This is a genomic window from Sulfitobacter sp. M05, from assembly GCF_029285175.1.
In the GTDB taxonomy this organism is placed as follows: Bacteria; Pseudomonadota; Alphaproteobacteria; order Rhodobacterales; family Rhodobacteraceae; genus Sulfitobacter.
This window is the reverse complement of the sequence record NZ_JABEDH010000001.1, coordinates 386,890-399,669: the sequence shown is the minus strand read 5'-3', so window position 1 is coordinate 399,669 and position 12,780 is coordinate 386,890. Positions and strand designations below refer to the sequence as shown.

Below are 12,780 nucleotides of genomic sequence, written 5' to 3'. Positions count from 1 at the left end.
TGCCAAGACTTTCCCGCTCTCTTTTTGGGCTCCCCTCTTCACCCGCCGCGCCAGACCGGATAAAGACCCCCAATGGTGGAATGGATAACAACCGACGGCTTGACCGACTACCGCGCCGCTGAGGCGTGGATGGAAAACCGTGTCGCAGAAATTGCCGCGGGCACCGCACCGGAATGCATCTGGCTGGTGGAACACCCCCCGCTTTACACTGCGGGCACCTCGGCCAAGGTGGCAGACCTGACAGATCCGGACCGGTTTCCGGTCTATGACACCAAACGCGGCGGGCAATACACCTATCACGGGCCGGGCCAACGGGTCGCCTATGTGTTGCTGGACGTGGGCAAGCGGGGCCGCGATGTCCGTTGTTTTGTGCGCGATCTGGAGGCCTGGGTGATCGACACGCTGGACCAGTTCAACCTGCGCGGGGAGATCCGTGCCGGGCGCGTCGGCGTCTGGGTGCAAAGACCCGAAAAACCGCCCCAGGCAGACGGCTCCCCCGCTGAGGACAAGATTGCCGCCATTGGCATCCGTCTGCGCAAATGGATCAGCTTTCACGGGATCAGCATCAATGTGGAACCAGAGCTGGCGCATTTCGGCGGTATTGTCCCCTGCGGGATCAGCGATCACGGGGTGACCTCACTTGTCGATATGGGGCTGCCGGTGAATATGGACGATCTGGATGTACGCCTGCGCGAAAGCTTTGCCCGCGTATTTGGCGACGCCCCCGTCCCGCCGCCCGGTTAGGCCCCCGCCCACCCGTCCAACATAATAGAATCGTGCAGTTGGATCGGGCAAGCGATCTAAGGCCGGGGCTGTATTTTCTGCCAAACATTGCTCAAGCGGTGAATTTGATTGAAGATTTCGTAAACGAAGCCGGGCCTTTTGCCTCCTCTGCCCTGCAATCCCGGTGCCGGCAGGGGCAAAGACGGACAAATTAGCATAGTTTTCCTGTCCTGCGACCTTCGCGCCCATTGCCCCTGTGCTGCGACAAGACTAGAACTAATCTATATCGCTCTGCACGAAACCAATAGGTGTGGGGTATCTAAATTCCATAGCGAGGAGGCACCGCATGGCCGACGCAGCCATCAACGGGCACGATCACGAAGACGAACGGGGTTTCTTTACCCGTTGGTTCATGTCCACAAACCACAAAGACATCGGTATCTTGTACCTGATCGTCTCCGCTCTTGTCGGGTTCATTTCCGTTCTGTTTACCGTCTACATGCGGTTGGAGCTGATGAACCCCGGCGTGCAGTACATGTGTATGGAAGGTGCGCGTTTCATCGCGGACAGCTCTACATTGTGTACGCCAAACGGCCACCTATGGAACGTCTTGATCACCGGTCACGGTATCCTGATGATGTTCTTTGTTGTTATTCCCGCGCTTTTCGGCGGTTTCGGCAACTATTTCATGCCTTTGCAAATCGGCGCACCGGACATGGCGTTCCCTCGGATGAACAACCTGTCTTTCTGGCTCTATGTGGCCGGTACAACGCTGGCGGTCTGCTCTGTTCTTGCCCCGGGCGGTAACGGTCAGGCCGGTTCTGGTGTTGGTTGGGTGCTTTATCCACCGCTTTCCGTAAAAGAAGGCGGCATGTCGATGGACCTTGCGATCTTTGCGGTACACGTTTCGGGTGCCTCGTCGATCCTTGGTGCGATCAACATGATCACAACCTTCCTGAACATGCGCACACCGGGCATGACCCTGTTCAAAGTGCCACTGTTCAGCTGGTCGATCTTCGTGACCTCATGGCTGATCCTGTTGTCCCTGCCCGTTCTGGCCGGTGCGATTACCATGTTGCTGATGGACCGTAACTTTGGCTTTGCCTTCTTCGACCCAGCGGGCGGCGGCGATCCGGTTCTCTATCAACACATCCTGTGGTTCTTCGGTCACCCCGAAGTGTACATCATCATCCTGCCCGGTTTCGGTATCATCAGCCACGTGATTGCCACCTTCAGCCGCAAGCCGATCTTTGGTTACCTGCCAATGGTTTGGGCGATCATCGCGATTGGTGTTCTGGGTTTCGTTGTTTGGGCACACCACATGTACACCGTGGGGATGACCTTGAACCAGCAGGCCTACTTTATGCTGGCCACCATGGTCATTGCGGTTCCTACAGGGGTTAAGGTGTTCTCTTGGATTGCCACCATGTGGGGCGGTTCTGTTGAATTGAAGACACCGATGCTTTGGGCCTTCGGCTTCCTGTTCCTGTTCACGGTTGGTGGTGTCACCGGCATCGTTCTGTCACAGGCTGCTGTCGACCGTCACTATCACGACACCTACTATGTTGTGGCGCACTTCCACTACGTGATGAGCCTTGGTGCGGTCTTCGCGATCTTTGCGGGAATCTACTTCTACTTCCCCAAGATGACCGGAAAAATGTACCCTGAGTGGGCAGGTAAACTGCACTTCTGGGCGATGTTCATCGGTGCAAACCTGACCTTCTTCCCACAGCACTTCCTGGGCCGTCAGGGCATGCCACGTCGTTACATCGACTATCCTGAGGCATTCTCTTACTGGAACCAGTGGTCCAGCTGGGGTGCGTTCCTGAGCTTTGCATCCTTCGTGTTCTTCATCGGTGTGATCCTTTACTCGGTGCTGCGCGGCGCGAAAGTAACGCAGAACAACCCTTGGAACGAATATGCCGATACACTGGAGTGGACACTGCCCTGCCCACCACCAGAGCATACATTCGAAATCCTGCCAAAGCAGGAAGAATGGGACAAGCAGCCGAGCCACTAAGCGCTCACTGCAAACCACTAGAGAAAGGCTCCAACATGTGTTGGGGCCTTTTTCTTTGGGCGGCCATTCTCTCCTTGCGCAGTGCCTATTCCGCCCCCGCTCGCTGAGATCGGACAGCGGCCTGTACCATGCGCAGGTCCCCCTTGAGCATCACCATGCCTTGAGCCCATGAAATTGAAACCATCTTGGGTTCATCGCCTTTCGCGAAATGCCCCATCAGCCCCCGCCAAAAACAAGGCTTTCCACCCATTGCATAACGCTCTGTGTAGCGGGTTTCCGTCAAAGTGGTTTCATGCCAGCAATGGTAGACCAACGGGTCCCGACCCAAAACAATCAAAGGCGAACCAATGAGCATTGCTATCACCCCAATCTACGCCGCCCTCACTGCATTGATCTTTCTGACCCTCAGCTGGCGCATCATCGGCTACCGCCGAGCAAATCTGATCTCACTGGGGGACAAAGGTGACAAGAACCTGCTGAAACGCATTCGCGCACAGGCCAATTGCGCCGAATATGCACCGCTTGCCCTGATGATCCTGCTGCTGGTCGAACTGTCAGGGGCCCCAGCTGTTGCGGTGCATCTGATGGGCGCGGCTCTGGTCATCGGGCGCGTCCTACATGCCTATGGTTTCGCGACCACGCCGCAAAAACTGATCTTCCGCCAGATCGGTACACTTTTGTCTCTCTGCATGATCGGTTTGGGCGCGCTTGGCTTGCTGGCTCACGCCCTGACCTAAGGCATCCCGCCTTTATCCTGAGCCATCACATATCGCTTTTCGCGTTCGCCCAAAAAGAGAGGCCGCGAATAGGGGTGCGAAGTTTACTCGGAACGGCGCGAAGCCGGACAGGCCAATGGTGATTCACTTCAAACCGCCGGCGCCGTAAGGGCACCCAATAAAAATCTATCGGCTTTTCGCAGCCTCACCAGCCCTGACTCGTTTCGCGGGCTGGCACCGCCCTGCCCTGTGGTTGTGAACCGCACCGGATACCCGCCCAAAGCCTGCAATTTCCAAATAAGCACAGTGGAAATGCCTTCCCCTAGGGAAGCATGAACGCAAAAAAACCCGCTGCAAAACCCTTAAAAATAAGGGCTTCAGACAAGTTTTCAGAAAAAATCAACAGACGGTGATTTTCTCTCTTGCACCCCCCCCTCAGGATGGGTATTCCGTCCTCACCAGAAGGAAGCGGGCGTAGCTCAGGGGTAGAGCATAACCTTGCCAAGGTTAGGGTCGGGCGTTCGAATCGCCTCGCCCGCTCCAGATGGGTCCTGCCAAACCCCGGCAGAACAGAACAAAGACCACCCCTCGGGGTGGTCTTTTTCGTTTTGACACAATGACTTAAAGCAGCGCCTGAATTACCCAAGGTTGAATGTTTCACCTGCCCCCCCCCTGAAACAGGTGAGAGGGTCAGTTGATCGGAAACTGGCGCAGACAGCGTGCCGCGTTCTTGCGGTAATCAGCAAGCGTATCAGGAACCGTGCGCCGGTCCCGCATCACCTTCAATGCACGTTTCTTCTGGTTCCATGTCCCATCAACATGCCGCTCAAGAATACGAATGGTGATACCCAGCATCACGCTTTTTTCCAAATCCGAAATCTTGCCCGCCCGCGACAGGGCAACCGCCGTCAGGGCCAAGGTGTTTGAACACCGCAGCGCAGCCGCCGCTTCGCCGGAGTAGATACGTTTGGTCTGCGCCACTGCGGGGTTTCCTGCTGCAAGGCCCAATATTGCCCCGATCAGCAGCCCCCGCATCAGAAGACTTTGAAGGTCATCGTGGTAAGCGACCGTTCGATCCCGTCTATGTCGAGCAGGTTGTCATTGATATAGACCCCAACATCCGCACCCTTGGGCACATAAAGCTTCATCAGCAAATCAAAATCACCGGATGTGGAATACAGTTCGGAATGTATTTCGCGCAAGGCGATCTCCTCAGCCACACGATAGGTGGTGCCGGGCTTGCAACGGATTTGGATGAAAACACAGGTACTCATGGTCGAACCTCGGGTTGGGATGGGTAAAACTCGCACGAAGCCTCGTGGCCCGCAATGGGTGATCTGGGGGTTTGATGGTGATGCTGCTTGGCCTGCCCGCCCCGCCTGTTATAAGGACAGCAACCCACCGCCCCGGAGAATGCCCATGCGCCGCACCACCCTGACCCGCACCACTGCCGAGACCGACGTGAGTGTCGAGATTAACCTTGATGGCACAGGGGTTTACGACAACCAGACCGGTGTAGGGTTCTTTGATCATATGCTGGATCAGCTGGCCCGCCATTCCCTGATTGATATGACCATCCGCGCCAGGGGCGACCTGCACATTGACGATCACCACACCGTCGAGGACGTGGGCATCACATTGGGTCAGGCCCTTGCCGCAGCACTTGGCGACAAACGCGGCATCCGCCGCTACGGGGCCTGTTTGCTGGCAATGGATGACGCTTTGGTGCGCACCGCGCTAGATCTGTCGGCACGGCCCTTCTTGATCTGGAATCTGGAGCTGCCCACGGCCAAGATCGGCGCATTCGACACCGAACTGGTGCGCGAGTTTTTTCAAGCGCTCAGCACCCACGGCGGCATCACGCTGCATGTAGACAAGCTGCATGGGATCAACAGTCACCACATCGCCGAAGCGGCCTTTAAATCCGTCGCCCGCGCCCTGCGCGAAGCGGTCGAGGTTGACCCGCGCAAGGCCGATGCGATCCCTTCTACCAAAGGCGCGTTATAACGCCCGCTGTTCTGGAATAATTGCCCATGCTGACTGCAATCATCGACTACGAATCAGGCAATCTGCATTCGGCCCACAAAGCATTTGAACGGATGGCCCGCGAGGCCAATGCCGGCGAGGTCACGGTGACAGCGGATGCCGATGTCGTGGCACAGGCTGACCGTATTGTCCTGCCCGGCGATGGGGCATTTCCCGCCTGTATGGCCGCGCTCAAGGGAGCTGGTGGTCTCTATGATGCAATGGTCGAAGCGGTTGAGGTCAAGGCCCGCCCTTTCCTTGGCATTTGCGTCGGGATGCAGCTGATGGCCAGCATGGGCCGCGAATACGAGGACACGTCCGGATTGGGCTGGATCGACGGTGAAGTAACCAAAATCACCCCGTCTGATTCCAGCTTGAAAGTACCGCACATGGGCTGGAACGATCTGGTGATTGATCATCCTCATGCGGTTTTCGAGGGGCTAAAGACCGGTGATCACACCTATTTCGTGCATTCCTACCATATGGCCGTGGCACAGGACGCCCAGCGCCTTGCCCATGTGGATTACGCAGGGGATGTTACTGCCGTGATCGGCCGGGACACCATGCTTGGCATGCAGTTCCACCCGGAGAAAAGTCAGGGCATCGGCCTGCGGCTGATCTCAAACTTCCTGACTTGGGCCCCCTAAAGCGTTCGACCTTTAACCTGAAGTATTTCGTATCCCCGATGTCCCGAGAACGCGCAGCGTGGCAGGGTATTGGGGATTCATGTTTAAGGTCGGGCGCTATAAAACCCGTTTTCCTGCCTGCTGGACCTCGACTATCTCACCCGTTTCCAGATGGTTTCCTTGCAGACTGTCTTGTCACAGGCCCGCAAACGCAGCCGGTTTCCAATGACCTCAACGCGGCTTTGCGCATATTGGCGGGCACGGGCGTCTCGATGCTCGCCAAAGAAACTGCCATCCGGCTGCGGCCGCATTGCCCAGAACAGTTTTTGCCCCACAGCATTTGACGGCGCATCATAGCCGGCACGGTTCTTTGCCCGTTGAACCCGTGCGCATAGCGCCCCACCACAACTGCGCGTGCGCACAAACAAGATCACGCCAAGGTCATCAGGTTCTGTCTGCCAGAGCCCGCGGGGCACCTCGGTCTGCCCTCCTTCCTGCGCAAAGGGACCGGTGGCCAGCCCCAGACACAGTATCACCGCACAAAGTCGCAAAATTCCCATTCATTTCCGCCTGATACACATCATTGCGCACCAGTCTAGAAATCCGGCGCAAGCGGATCAAGGCGAAGTATCGGCGAAAATTACTTCAGCCGCTTCCAGGTCTGTTTCGAACAAATCAACCCGCCCAGAACACAGCCGCCAATCTTCAGGGCATTACCGCTCAATGTGCCGGACCCGTTGTAGGTCTTGCCATTCGAGGGACGCCAGGCCTTGCCCTTGTATTCACCGTTGCCGGTCGCAACCATGTCGAACATCGCGTTCTTGCCGACAACATCACTGGCCACCTTGGCCCCGTTTTCAAACTTTTGTCGGAAAACACCACAAATCTTGCCACCACATGCCTGCATCTGGACATGGTAATAGACCCCCTTATCGGGCTGGGTCTGCCATAATCCGAAAACCGGGTCCGCGGATGCCGCACTGGCACCCACCATCATCCCCACAAAAACCACCACTCCAACATATCTCATCTCAAAATCCTCCCAAATTTAAGTCCACTGTGATCACGCCCTGCCTTTGTGACAAGCATGACCTTCCGTCGCGTTGCAAATCGGCCCGGCCCATGCAACACCCTGACCCAAGCGAAACCAAGGGCCTGAACCATGATCCTCTATCCTGCAATCGACCTCAAAGACGGCAATGCCGTTCGCCTTGTTCATGGTGATATGGACCGATCCACAGTCTTTAGCGATGATCCCGCCGCTCAGGCGCTGGAATTCGTGAAGGCCGGCTGCACATGGTTACATCTGGTTGATCTGAACGGTGCCTTTGCCGGCACGCCGGTTAACGCAGCCCCGGTCGAGGCGATCCTGAAAGCCTGCAAGGTGCCGGCGCAGCTGGGCGGGGGCATCCGTGACATGGCCACCATCGAGCGCTGGCTGGACAAGGGGCTTGCCCGTGTGATCCTTGGCACTGTGGCCGTTGAAAACCCCGATCTGGTCCGCGAAGCCGCCCGCGCCTTCCCCGGCAAGGTCGCCGTCGGTATCGACGCCAGAAACGGCAAGGTCGCCACCAAAGGCTGGGCCACTGAAACCGACGTGATGGTCACAGACCTTGCTAAATCCTTTGAGGACGCCGGCGTGTCCGCAATCATTTATACCGATATCCTGCGCGATGGTGCCATGGGCGGGCCCAACATTGATGCCACTGCCGCCCTTGCCCGCGCTGTCGACATCCCCGTCATCGCCTCCGGCGGCGTCTCTTCACTAGACGATCTTACCGCCCTCAAGGCCACCGGCGTGATCAGTGGCGCAATCTCGGGCCGCGCCCTCTATGATGGTGCCATCGATCTGCAAGCCGCCCTCACCTCCCTACAGAGCTGACTTCATCTTGCCGTTAAACTCGCCTGCACAACACCAGCCCCGATCACATCTCCGGATAGAACGCACATATGCTTAAAACCCGCATCATACCCTGCCTCGACGTCGCGGACGGCCGCGTTGTCAAAGGGGTCAATTTTGTCGGCCTGCGCGATGCCGGTGATCCCGTCGACGCCGCCATCGCCTATGACGCTGCCGGTGCCGATGAACTGTGTTTTCTAGACATCCACGCGACCCATGAAAACCGCGGCACCATGTTCGATCTGGTGCGCCGCACCGCGGAACATTGCTATATCCCGCTGACCGTTGGCGGTGGCGTGCGCAGTGCGCAGGACGTGCGCGCTCTGCTGCTCGCCGGCGCTGACAAGGTCAGCTTCAACTCTGCCGCTGTAGCGGATCCCGATGTCATCGCCCGTTCCGCTGATCAATTCGGCAGCCAATGCATCGTCTGCGCCATCGACGCCAAAACCGTCGCCCCGGGAAAATGGGAGATCTTTACCCATGGCGGGCGCAAACCCACAGGCATCGACGCCGTCGCATTCGCAACAACAGTCGCCGCCAAAGGTGCGGGTGAAATCCTGCTCACCTCGATGGACCGGGATGGCACGAAACAGGGCTTTAATCTGCCCCTCACCCGCACCATCAGCGATGCGGTCTCTGTCCCCGTCATTGCCTCGGGTGGGGTCGGCTCCCTTGATCACCTCGTCGACGGTGTGACACAGGGCGGCGCATCTGCGGTCCTCGCCGCCTCGATCTTCCACTTTGGCGAATTCTCCATCGCAGAGGCTAAATCCCACATGGCCGCTGCCGGTATCCCCGTGAGGCTTACATGACCCTGGACGATCTCTACACGACGATTCTGGCGCGCAAGGACGCAGACCCAAACAGCAGCTGGACCGCCCAGCTTCTTGCCAAAGGACCTGAAAAATGCGCCGAGAAATTCGGCGAAGAGGCCATAGAGGCCATCATCGAAGCAGTCAAAAACGATAAACCCGCCCTCACATCAGAAGCGGCTGACGTGCTCTACCACCTTCTGGTCATGCTCGCCGCCCGCGATGTGCCCCTTGCGGATGTGCTGAATGAACTTGACCGCCGCCAATCCACATCCGGCATCGCCGAAAAAGCGGCCCGCTAAACACTTTCCTCTTCTCTTTTTGGCCTTAAATCCTGCGGGAGTTTGAGGGCAGCGCCCTCATCAAATTTTCCATTTCAGGAAAATTAATCAAATCGAATGCGGGCTTGCCCTCACATTTGCGCCAGTCTCCCCAGCCCTCACAGTCCCCGCCAGCCCTCACAGCTTGCTGGAAATCACCCCGGTGGCAAACCCGCCTTTGCGCAATTCACCGAACAAGCGCTGATATTCGATCTTGGGGCACCGATCTTGTATTACCGTCACCCCGCGCGCTTCGGCTTTTGCCGCCGCTTCGGCATGTTCAACGCCGATCTGCATCCAGACGGTCTGTAATGCAGGAAATGCTGCCAAGGCCTCGTCGACAATCCCGGGCACCGCGTCGGAGCGGCGAAAAATATCAACCATATCCACCGCGCCTCCAATGTCAGACAAACTGGCGAGAATCGTTTTGCCAAACAGCTTTTGCCCGGCATAGGCCGGATTGACCGGCACCACTTCAAAACCACGTAATCCCAGATAGCGCGCGACAAAATAGCTGGCACGCACCGGGTTCGTCGACACGCCCAACACAGCCACACGTTTGGTACGGGTCAGGACATCGCGCAAAAGAGCATCTGAATAGGTCATGCAGCGCTTCTACCCGCAAACAGCGGCAAAAAAAAGCGCCCGCAGGACAGACCTGTGGGCGCATTAGTGTGGAACGAGGGACAGTACAGGACAAGCCGGCGTTCCAGACCGGCGTATCGTAAGACAGAGGTATGATGCGCCCTTGCCTGTAAAAAGGGGTAGCGCGAACTTGTGAACAAGATGTTAAGCGTTTCGGCGACTCCTTGCCGATATTGCGCCCCCGAAGTCCCGCCATCGCAGCCCTCCGCCACCTTTGCCCTGCTCGCCTGATCAGTCGAAAATATCCTCGACAAAATCAAAGACCTCTTCAGCCATGTCTTTCAACCAGCCGATCCGCTTTTTCATTTTACGCCGCTTGGTCTTTTTCACCGGTGCGCGTTTCGGCTTTTGGGCAAACTGGCGCACCGATGGTTGATGGCTGACAGCAGGCCGCTCAGGGGCGGCCACAGGCAAAGCCTTTAGATTGCGCAGGGGTGCCCCACAGCTGGCACAGGAAAGCGCGTGCCGGCCCTTGTCCAGCTTCAGCGCCGCCTTGGTGCCACAGTGGCAACAGGTTGCGATCTTGACGGGATATCCCATGAACTGCTGCCTCTATGCGGTGCGTCTGGCCGCATATAGGGCGATTGCGGCGGCATTCGAGACGTTGAGCGAACCAAAGGCCCCTTCTGCGTCAATACGTACCAATGCATCCACCGTCTCGCGGGTCTTTTCGCGCAGGCCCGGGCCCTCTGCCCCCAACACCAGCGCCACAGGCCGGTCGCGTTTGCCCTCTACCGCAGTTTCGATTGACTGCTCGGCCTCACCGTCCAGCCCCAGAACAAGATAGCCCATGTCCTGAAGGGCGCGAATCGCATCTGCCAGATTGCGCACCCGCAAATAGGGTTGGCGTTCCAACGCACCTGATGCCGTCTTGGCCAGCGCTCCGGTTTCAGGTGCCGAATGGTGGCGCGTGCCAATCACCGCAGAAGCGCCCAGCACTTCGGCAGAGCGCAGGATTGCCCCAACGTTATGCGGATCTGTCACCCGATCCAAAAGCATCACCCGCGGGGCCGCATCCCCGATACAGACATCCTCAAGCCGCCCCCAATTCAGCGGCTTCACCTCAAGAACAGCGCCCTGATGTACCGACCCCGAATCCAACGGGGGTTTGAATTTGCGTGGATCGACAACTTCGGGAGTGATTCCCGCCTGCGCTATCGCCTCTTCCAGCTTGGCCTGGGCATTCGGCGTCACCATCAGGCGCAATTTTTCGCGCTCGGGGTTCATCAACGCATCGCGTACCGCATGTAATCCAAACAGCCAAACAGTCAGATTTGCCTCGGCTTTCTTGTCTTGTTCTTTCTGAACGACCCATTTGGGTTTCTTCATCTTTTTTGTCCTCATTTGCGGTCTGTGCAAAAGGCAATGGTTTTTGCCTTGACGCCCCTTAGGACCGCTTGTAATCACGCCCTCACGTTCAGCGCAATGCGAAGGACGTAGTGGGCGACAGGCCGCAAGGTGTGGCAGGGGACTGTAACTCCCTCGCGGAGACGCACGCCTGGTTCGATTCCAGGGTCGCCCACCATTATCCCTCTCTAATATTGAGACGGATTTACAAAAATCAAACAAGACACGCGATGAAACCGATTGATCCCCCGGAACAATCCCGCGCCTCCTCGCCTTGATCGAAGCGACCTGCGGTTCCCTCCCACAGACGGACATGCATGAGTTACGTCGGACACTTCTTATTGGATACAACGGACTTTCTGAAAAGTAACAACAAGCCGCGTCCCGCAATAGCAAACCAACCGTCAAGCATTTCTGCCTCAGGTCCGACATTCGGCGCGGTCTGGGGCAGCATCCGCAGCCTGCGACTTCGCGTGGTGGTATTGTCCATGGCCGGAGTTCGCGCCCTGAACGCAATTTTCATTGCTGTAACTTGGCAAAATGAGATTTCAGCATAGCCTCTTCGTATTCGCTCTGGGCTGTACTGTCGTAAACCACACCACCACCAACATTCATTTGGACGGTTTGGTCTTGTCGGCATAGCAAGGTGCGGATGGCAACATTGAACTCCATCGCGCCGTTGGGTGCAATCCATCCGATGGAACCGCAGTAGGCCTCGCGCGGCTGCGTTTCAATTTCGCGAATGATTTGCATCGCCCGCACCTTCGGCGCTCCGGTAATCGAGCCGCAGGGAAACAGGGCCAGAAACAGCTCTTTGAACGTTGTCCCTTCGCAGATTTGCGAGGTGATGCTGGATGTCATCTGATGCAATGTTGCGAACCGCTCAATCGCGAACAACTCTGGAACAGTTACGCTGCCAATCTCTGAAACACGGCTCATGTCGTTGCGCAACAGATCAACGATCATAAGGTTCTCGGCGCGATTCTTTTCAGAAGATTGAAGCTCGTCTCGAAGTGCATCGTCGGCTGCAGCGGTTTTTCCCCGCGGGGCGGTGCCTTTCATAGGGCGGGTTCGCAACCTACCGTTCTGCGAAAGCGAAAAGAACAGCTCTGGAGACCGCGAAAGCAAGGCGCAGCCCCCTAAGTCGACCAAAACGCCATGCGGCACCGGCTGGCGTCGCTGTAGCTGCGCATACAGCTGCTCAATGCTACCAGTAAAACGTGATGTCAGCGGGAACGTGAGATTGGCCTGATAGATGTCGCCCGCCGCGATGTAATCATGCACCTTCTGAAAGGCCCTTTCGTAATGTTTGAAATCCCAAAGCGGTTGCGGTGGGTCCAGTGTAACAGGCGAGTCACCGGACACGGCCTGTAGGGATGTCGGGGCATCAAAGACACCAAAATGGATCAGCGGAAGTTCTCTTAATGGAGGCAGTAAATTCACCAACTTGGGTGATGAAAGGTAACCAAACTCATACGAGAGATACCCAGCAAGCCATTTCCCATCCAACTGGGCCTGCTGCATCGCATCAAACGCGCGATCGACTTCATTGGGATTGTTCGCCTTGATGACAGCATTTGGCGCGGCAAATGCTGTACCTCCCGCAATGGGGCCGCGATCAAAGATCACCTTTGCGTTTTTCACCG

16 protein-coding genes and 2 tRNA genes are annotated in these 12,780 nt (G+C 57.1%); 10 read left to right on the top strand and 8 right to left on the bottom strand.

Annotation, left to right across the window (positions count from 1 at the left end):
* Window positions 1–72: 72 nt before the first annotated feature.
* The 4 genes from lipB to HKX44_RS01970 all read left to right on the top strand — a co-directional run bounded on the left by lipB (window position 73) and on the right by HKX44_RS01970 (window position 4,002).
* Window positions 73–744 (top strand): lipoyl(octanoyl) transferase LipB, encoded by a 672-nt coding sequence (gene lipB / locus HKX44_RS01985; RefSeq protein WP_276149628.1) that lies wholly within the window; start codon window positions 73–75, stop codon window positions 742–744.
* A gap of 325 nt (window positions 745–1,069) precedes the next feature.
* A complete protein-coding gene (gene ctaD / locus HKX44_RS01980; protein ID WP_276149627.1) occupies window positions 1,070–2,743 on the top strand; it encodes a cytochrome c oxidase subunit I in 1,674 nt (557 codons plus the stop codon).
* A gap of 347 nt (window positions 2,744–3,090) precedes the next feature.
* Window positions 3,091–3,480 (top strand): MAPEG family protein, encoded by a 390-nt coding sequence (locus HKX44_RS01975; protein WP_276149626.1) that lies wholly within the window; start codon window positions 3,091–3,093, stop codon window positions 3,478–3,480.
* 447 nt (window positions 3,481–3,927) lie between these two features.
* Window positions 3,928–4,002: transfer RNA gene (locus HKX44_RS01970), tRNA-Gly, on the top strand.
* 147 nt (window positions 4,003–4,149) lie between these two features.
* Here HKX44_RS01970 and HKX44_RS01965 read toward each other — a convergent pair.
* Window positions 4,150–4,494, bottom strand: coding sequence for a hypothetical protein (locus HKX44_RS01965; protein WP_276149625.1), 345 nt, complete (start codon window positions 4,492–4,494; stop codon window positions 4,150–4,152).
* Window positions 4,494–4,733 carry an Lrp/AsnC ligand binding domain-containing protein gene (locus HKX44_RS01960; RefSeq protein WP_276149624.1) on the bottom strand — a complete coding sequence of 80 codons (240 nt, stop codon included), beginning with the start codon at window positions 4,731–4,733 and terminating at the stop codon, window positions 4,494–4,496. The genes HKX44_RS01965 and HKX44_RS01960 overlap by 1 nt, the downstream gene beginning before the upstream one ends.
* 145 nt (window positions 4,734–4,878) lie before the next feature.
* On the opposite strand from HKX44_RS01960, the gene hisB reads away from it, so the two are divergent.
* Both hisB and hisH read left to right on the top strand, forming a co-directional pair.
* Window positions 4,879–5,466: an imidazoleglycerol-phosphate dehydratase HisB gene (hisB, locus tag HKX44_RS01955; RefSeq protein ID WP_276149623.1), complete on the top strand. Its 588-nt coding sequence runs from the start codon at window positions 4,879–4,881 to the stop codon at window positions 5,464–5,466.
* A 26-nt stretch (window positions 5,467–5,492) separates the two neighbouring features.
* Entirely contained in the window at window positions 5,493–6,131 is a 639-nt protein-coding gene (hisH, locus tag HKX44_RS01950) for an imidazole glycerol phosphate synthase subunit HisH (protein WP_276149622.1), read from the top strand.
* Between the two features lie 131 nt (window positions 6,132–6,262).
* On the opposite strand, the gene HKX44_RS01945 is transcribed toward hisH, so the two are convergent.
* Together HKX44_RS01945 and HKX44_RS01940 are read right to left on the bottom strand one after the other, a co-directional pair.
* Complete coding sequence (locus HKX44_RS01945; protein WP_276149621.1) at window positions 6,263–6,670, bottom strand: DUF2147 domain-containing protein; 408 nt, start codon at window positions 6,668–6,670, stop codon at window positions 6,263–6,265.
* Between the two features lie 80 nt (window positions 6,671–6,750).
* A complete protein-coding gene (locus HKX44_RS01940) occupies window positions 6,751–7,140 on the bottom strand; it encodes a DUF2147 domain-containing protein (protein ID WP_276149620.1) in 390 nt (129 codons plus the stop codon).
* Between the two features lie 132 nt (window positions 7,141–7,272).
* Between HKX44_RS01940 and hisA the strand changes: the two genes are divergently transcribed.
* From hisA to HKX44_RS01925, 3 genes are all read left to right on the top strand, one after another.
* Window positions 7,273–7,992 carry a 1-(5-phosphoribosyl)-5-[(5-phosphoribosylamino)methylideneamino]imidazole-4-carboxamide isomerase gene (hisA, locus tag HKX44_RS01935; RefSeq protein ID WP_276149619.1) on the top strand — a complete coding sequence of 240 codons (720 nt, stop codon included), beginning with the start codon at window positions 7,273–7,275 and terminating at the stop codon, window positions 7,990–7,992.
* Window positions 7,993–8,060: 68 nt separating this feature from the next.
* Entirely contained in the window at window positions 8,061–8,822 is a 762-nt protein-coding gene (gene hisF, locus HKX44_RS01930; RefSeq protein ID WP_276149618.1) for an imidazole glycerol phosphate synthase subunit HisF, read from the top strand.
* Entirely contained in the window at window positions 8,819–9,124 is a 306-nt protein-coding gene (locus HKX44_RS01925) for a phosphoribosyl-ATP diphosphatase (protein WP_276149617.1), read from the top strand. The genes hisF and HKX44_RS01925 overlap by 4 nt, the downstream gene beginning before the upstream one ends.
* A gap of 156 nt (window positions 9,125–9,280) precedes the next feature.
* Here HKX44_RS01925 and HKX44_RS01920 read toward each other — a convergent pair whose 3' ends face one another.
* From HKX44_RS01920 to rlmB, 3 genes are all read right to left on the bottom strand, one after another.
* Window positions 9,281–9,748, bottom strand: coding sequence for a CoA-binding protein (locus tag HKX44_RS01920; protein WP_276149616.1), 468 nt, complete (start codon window positions 9,746–9,748; stop codon window positions 9,281–9,283).
* Between the two features lie 270 nt (window positions 9,749–10,018).
* Window positions 10,019–10,327: a hypothetical protein gene (locus tag HKX44_RS01915; protein ID WP_276149615.1), complete on the bottom strand. Its 309-nt coding sequence runs from the start codon at window positions 10,325–10,327 to the stop codon at window positions 10,019–10,021.
* A gap of 12 nt (window positions 10,328–10,339) precedes the next feature.
* Window positions 10,340–11,116, bottom strand: a complete 777-nt coding sequence (gene rlmB / locus HKX44_RS01910) for a 23S rRNA (guanosine(2251)-2'-O)-methyltransferase RlmB (protein WP_276149614.1) — start codon at window positions 11,114–11,116, stop codon at window positions 10,340–10,342.
* 112 nt (window positions 11,117–11,228) lie between these two features.
* Between rlmB and HKX44_RS01905 the strand changes: the two genes are divergently transcribed.
* Window positions 11,229–11,312 (top strand) — tRNA-Tyr (locus tag HKX44_RS01905).
* Window positions 11,313–11,653: 341 nt separating this feature from the next.
* Here HKX44_RS01905 and HKX44_RS01900 read toward each other — a convergent pair.
* A complete protein-coding gene (locus tag HKX44_RS01900) occupies window positions 11,654–12,763 on the bottom strand; it encodes an aminodeoxychorismate synthase component I (RefSeq protein ID WP_276149613.1) in 1,110 nt (369 codons plus the stop codon).
* Between the last annotated feature and the right edge of the window lie 17 nt (window positions 12,764–12,780).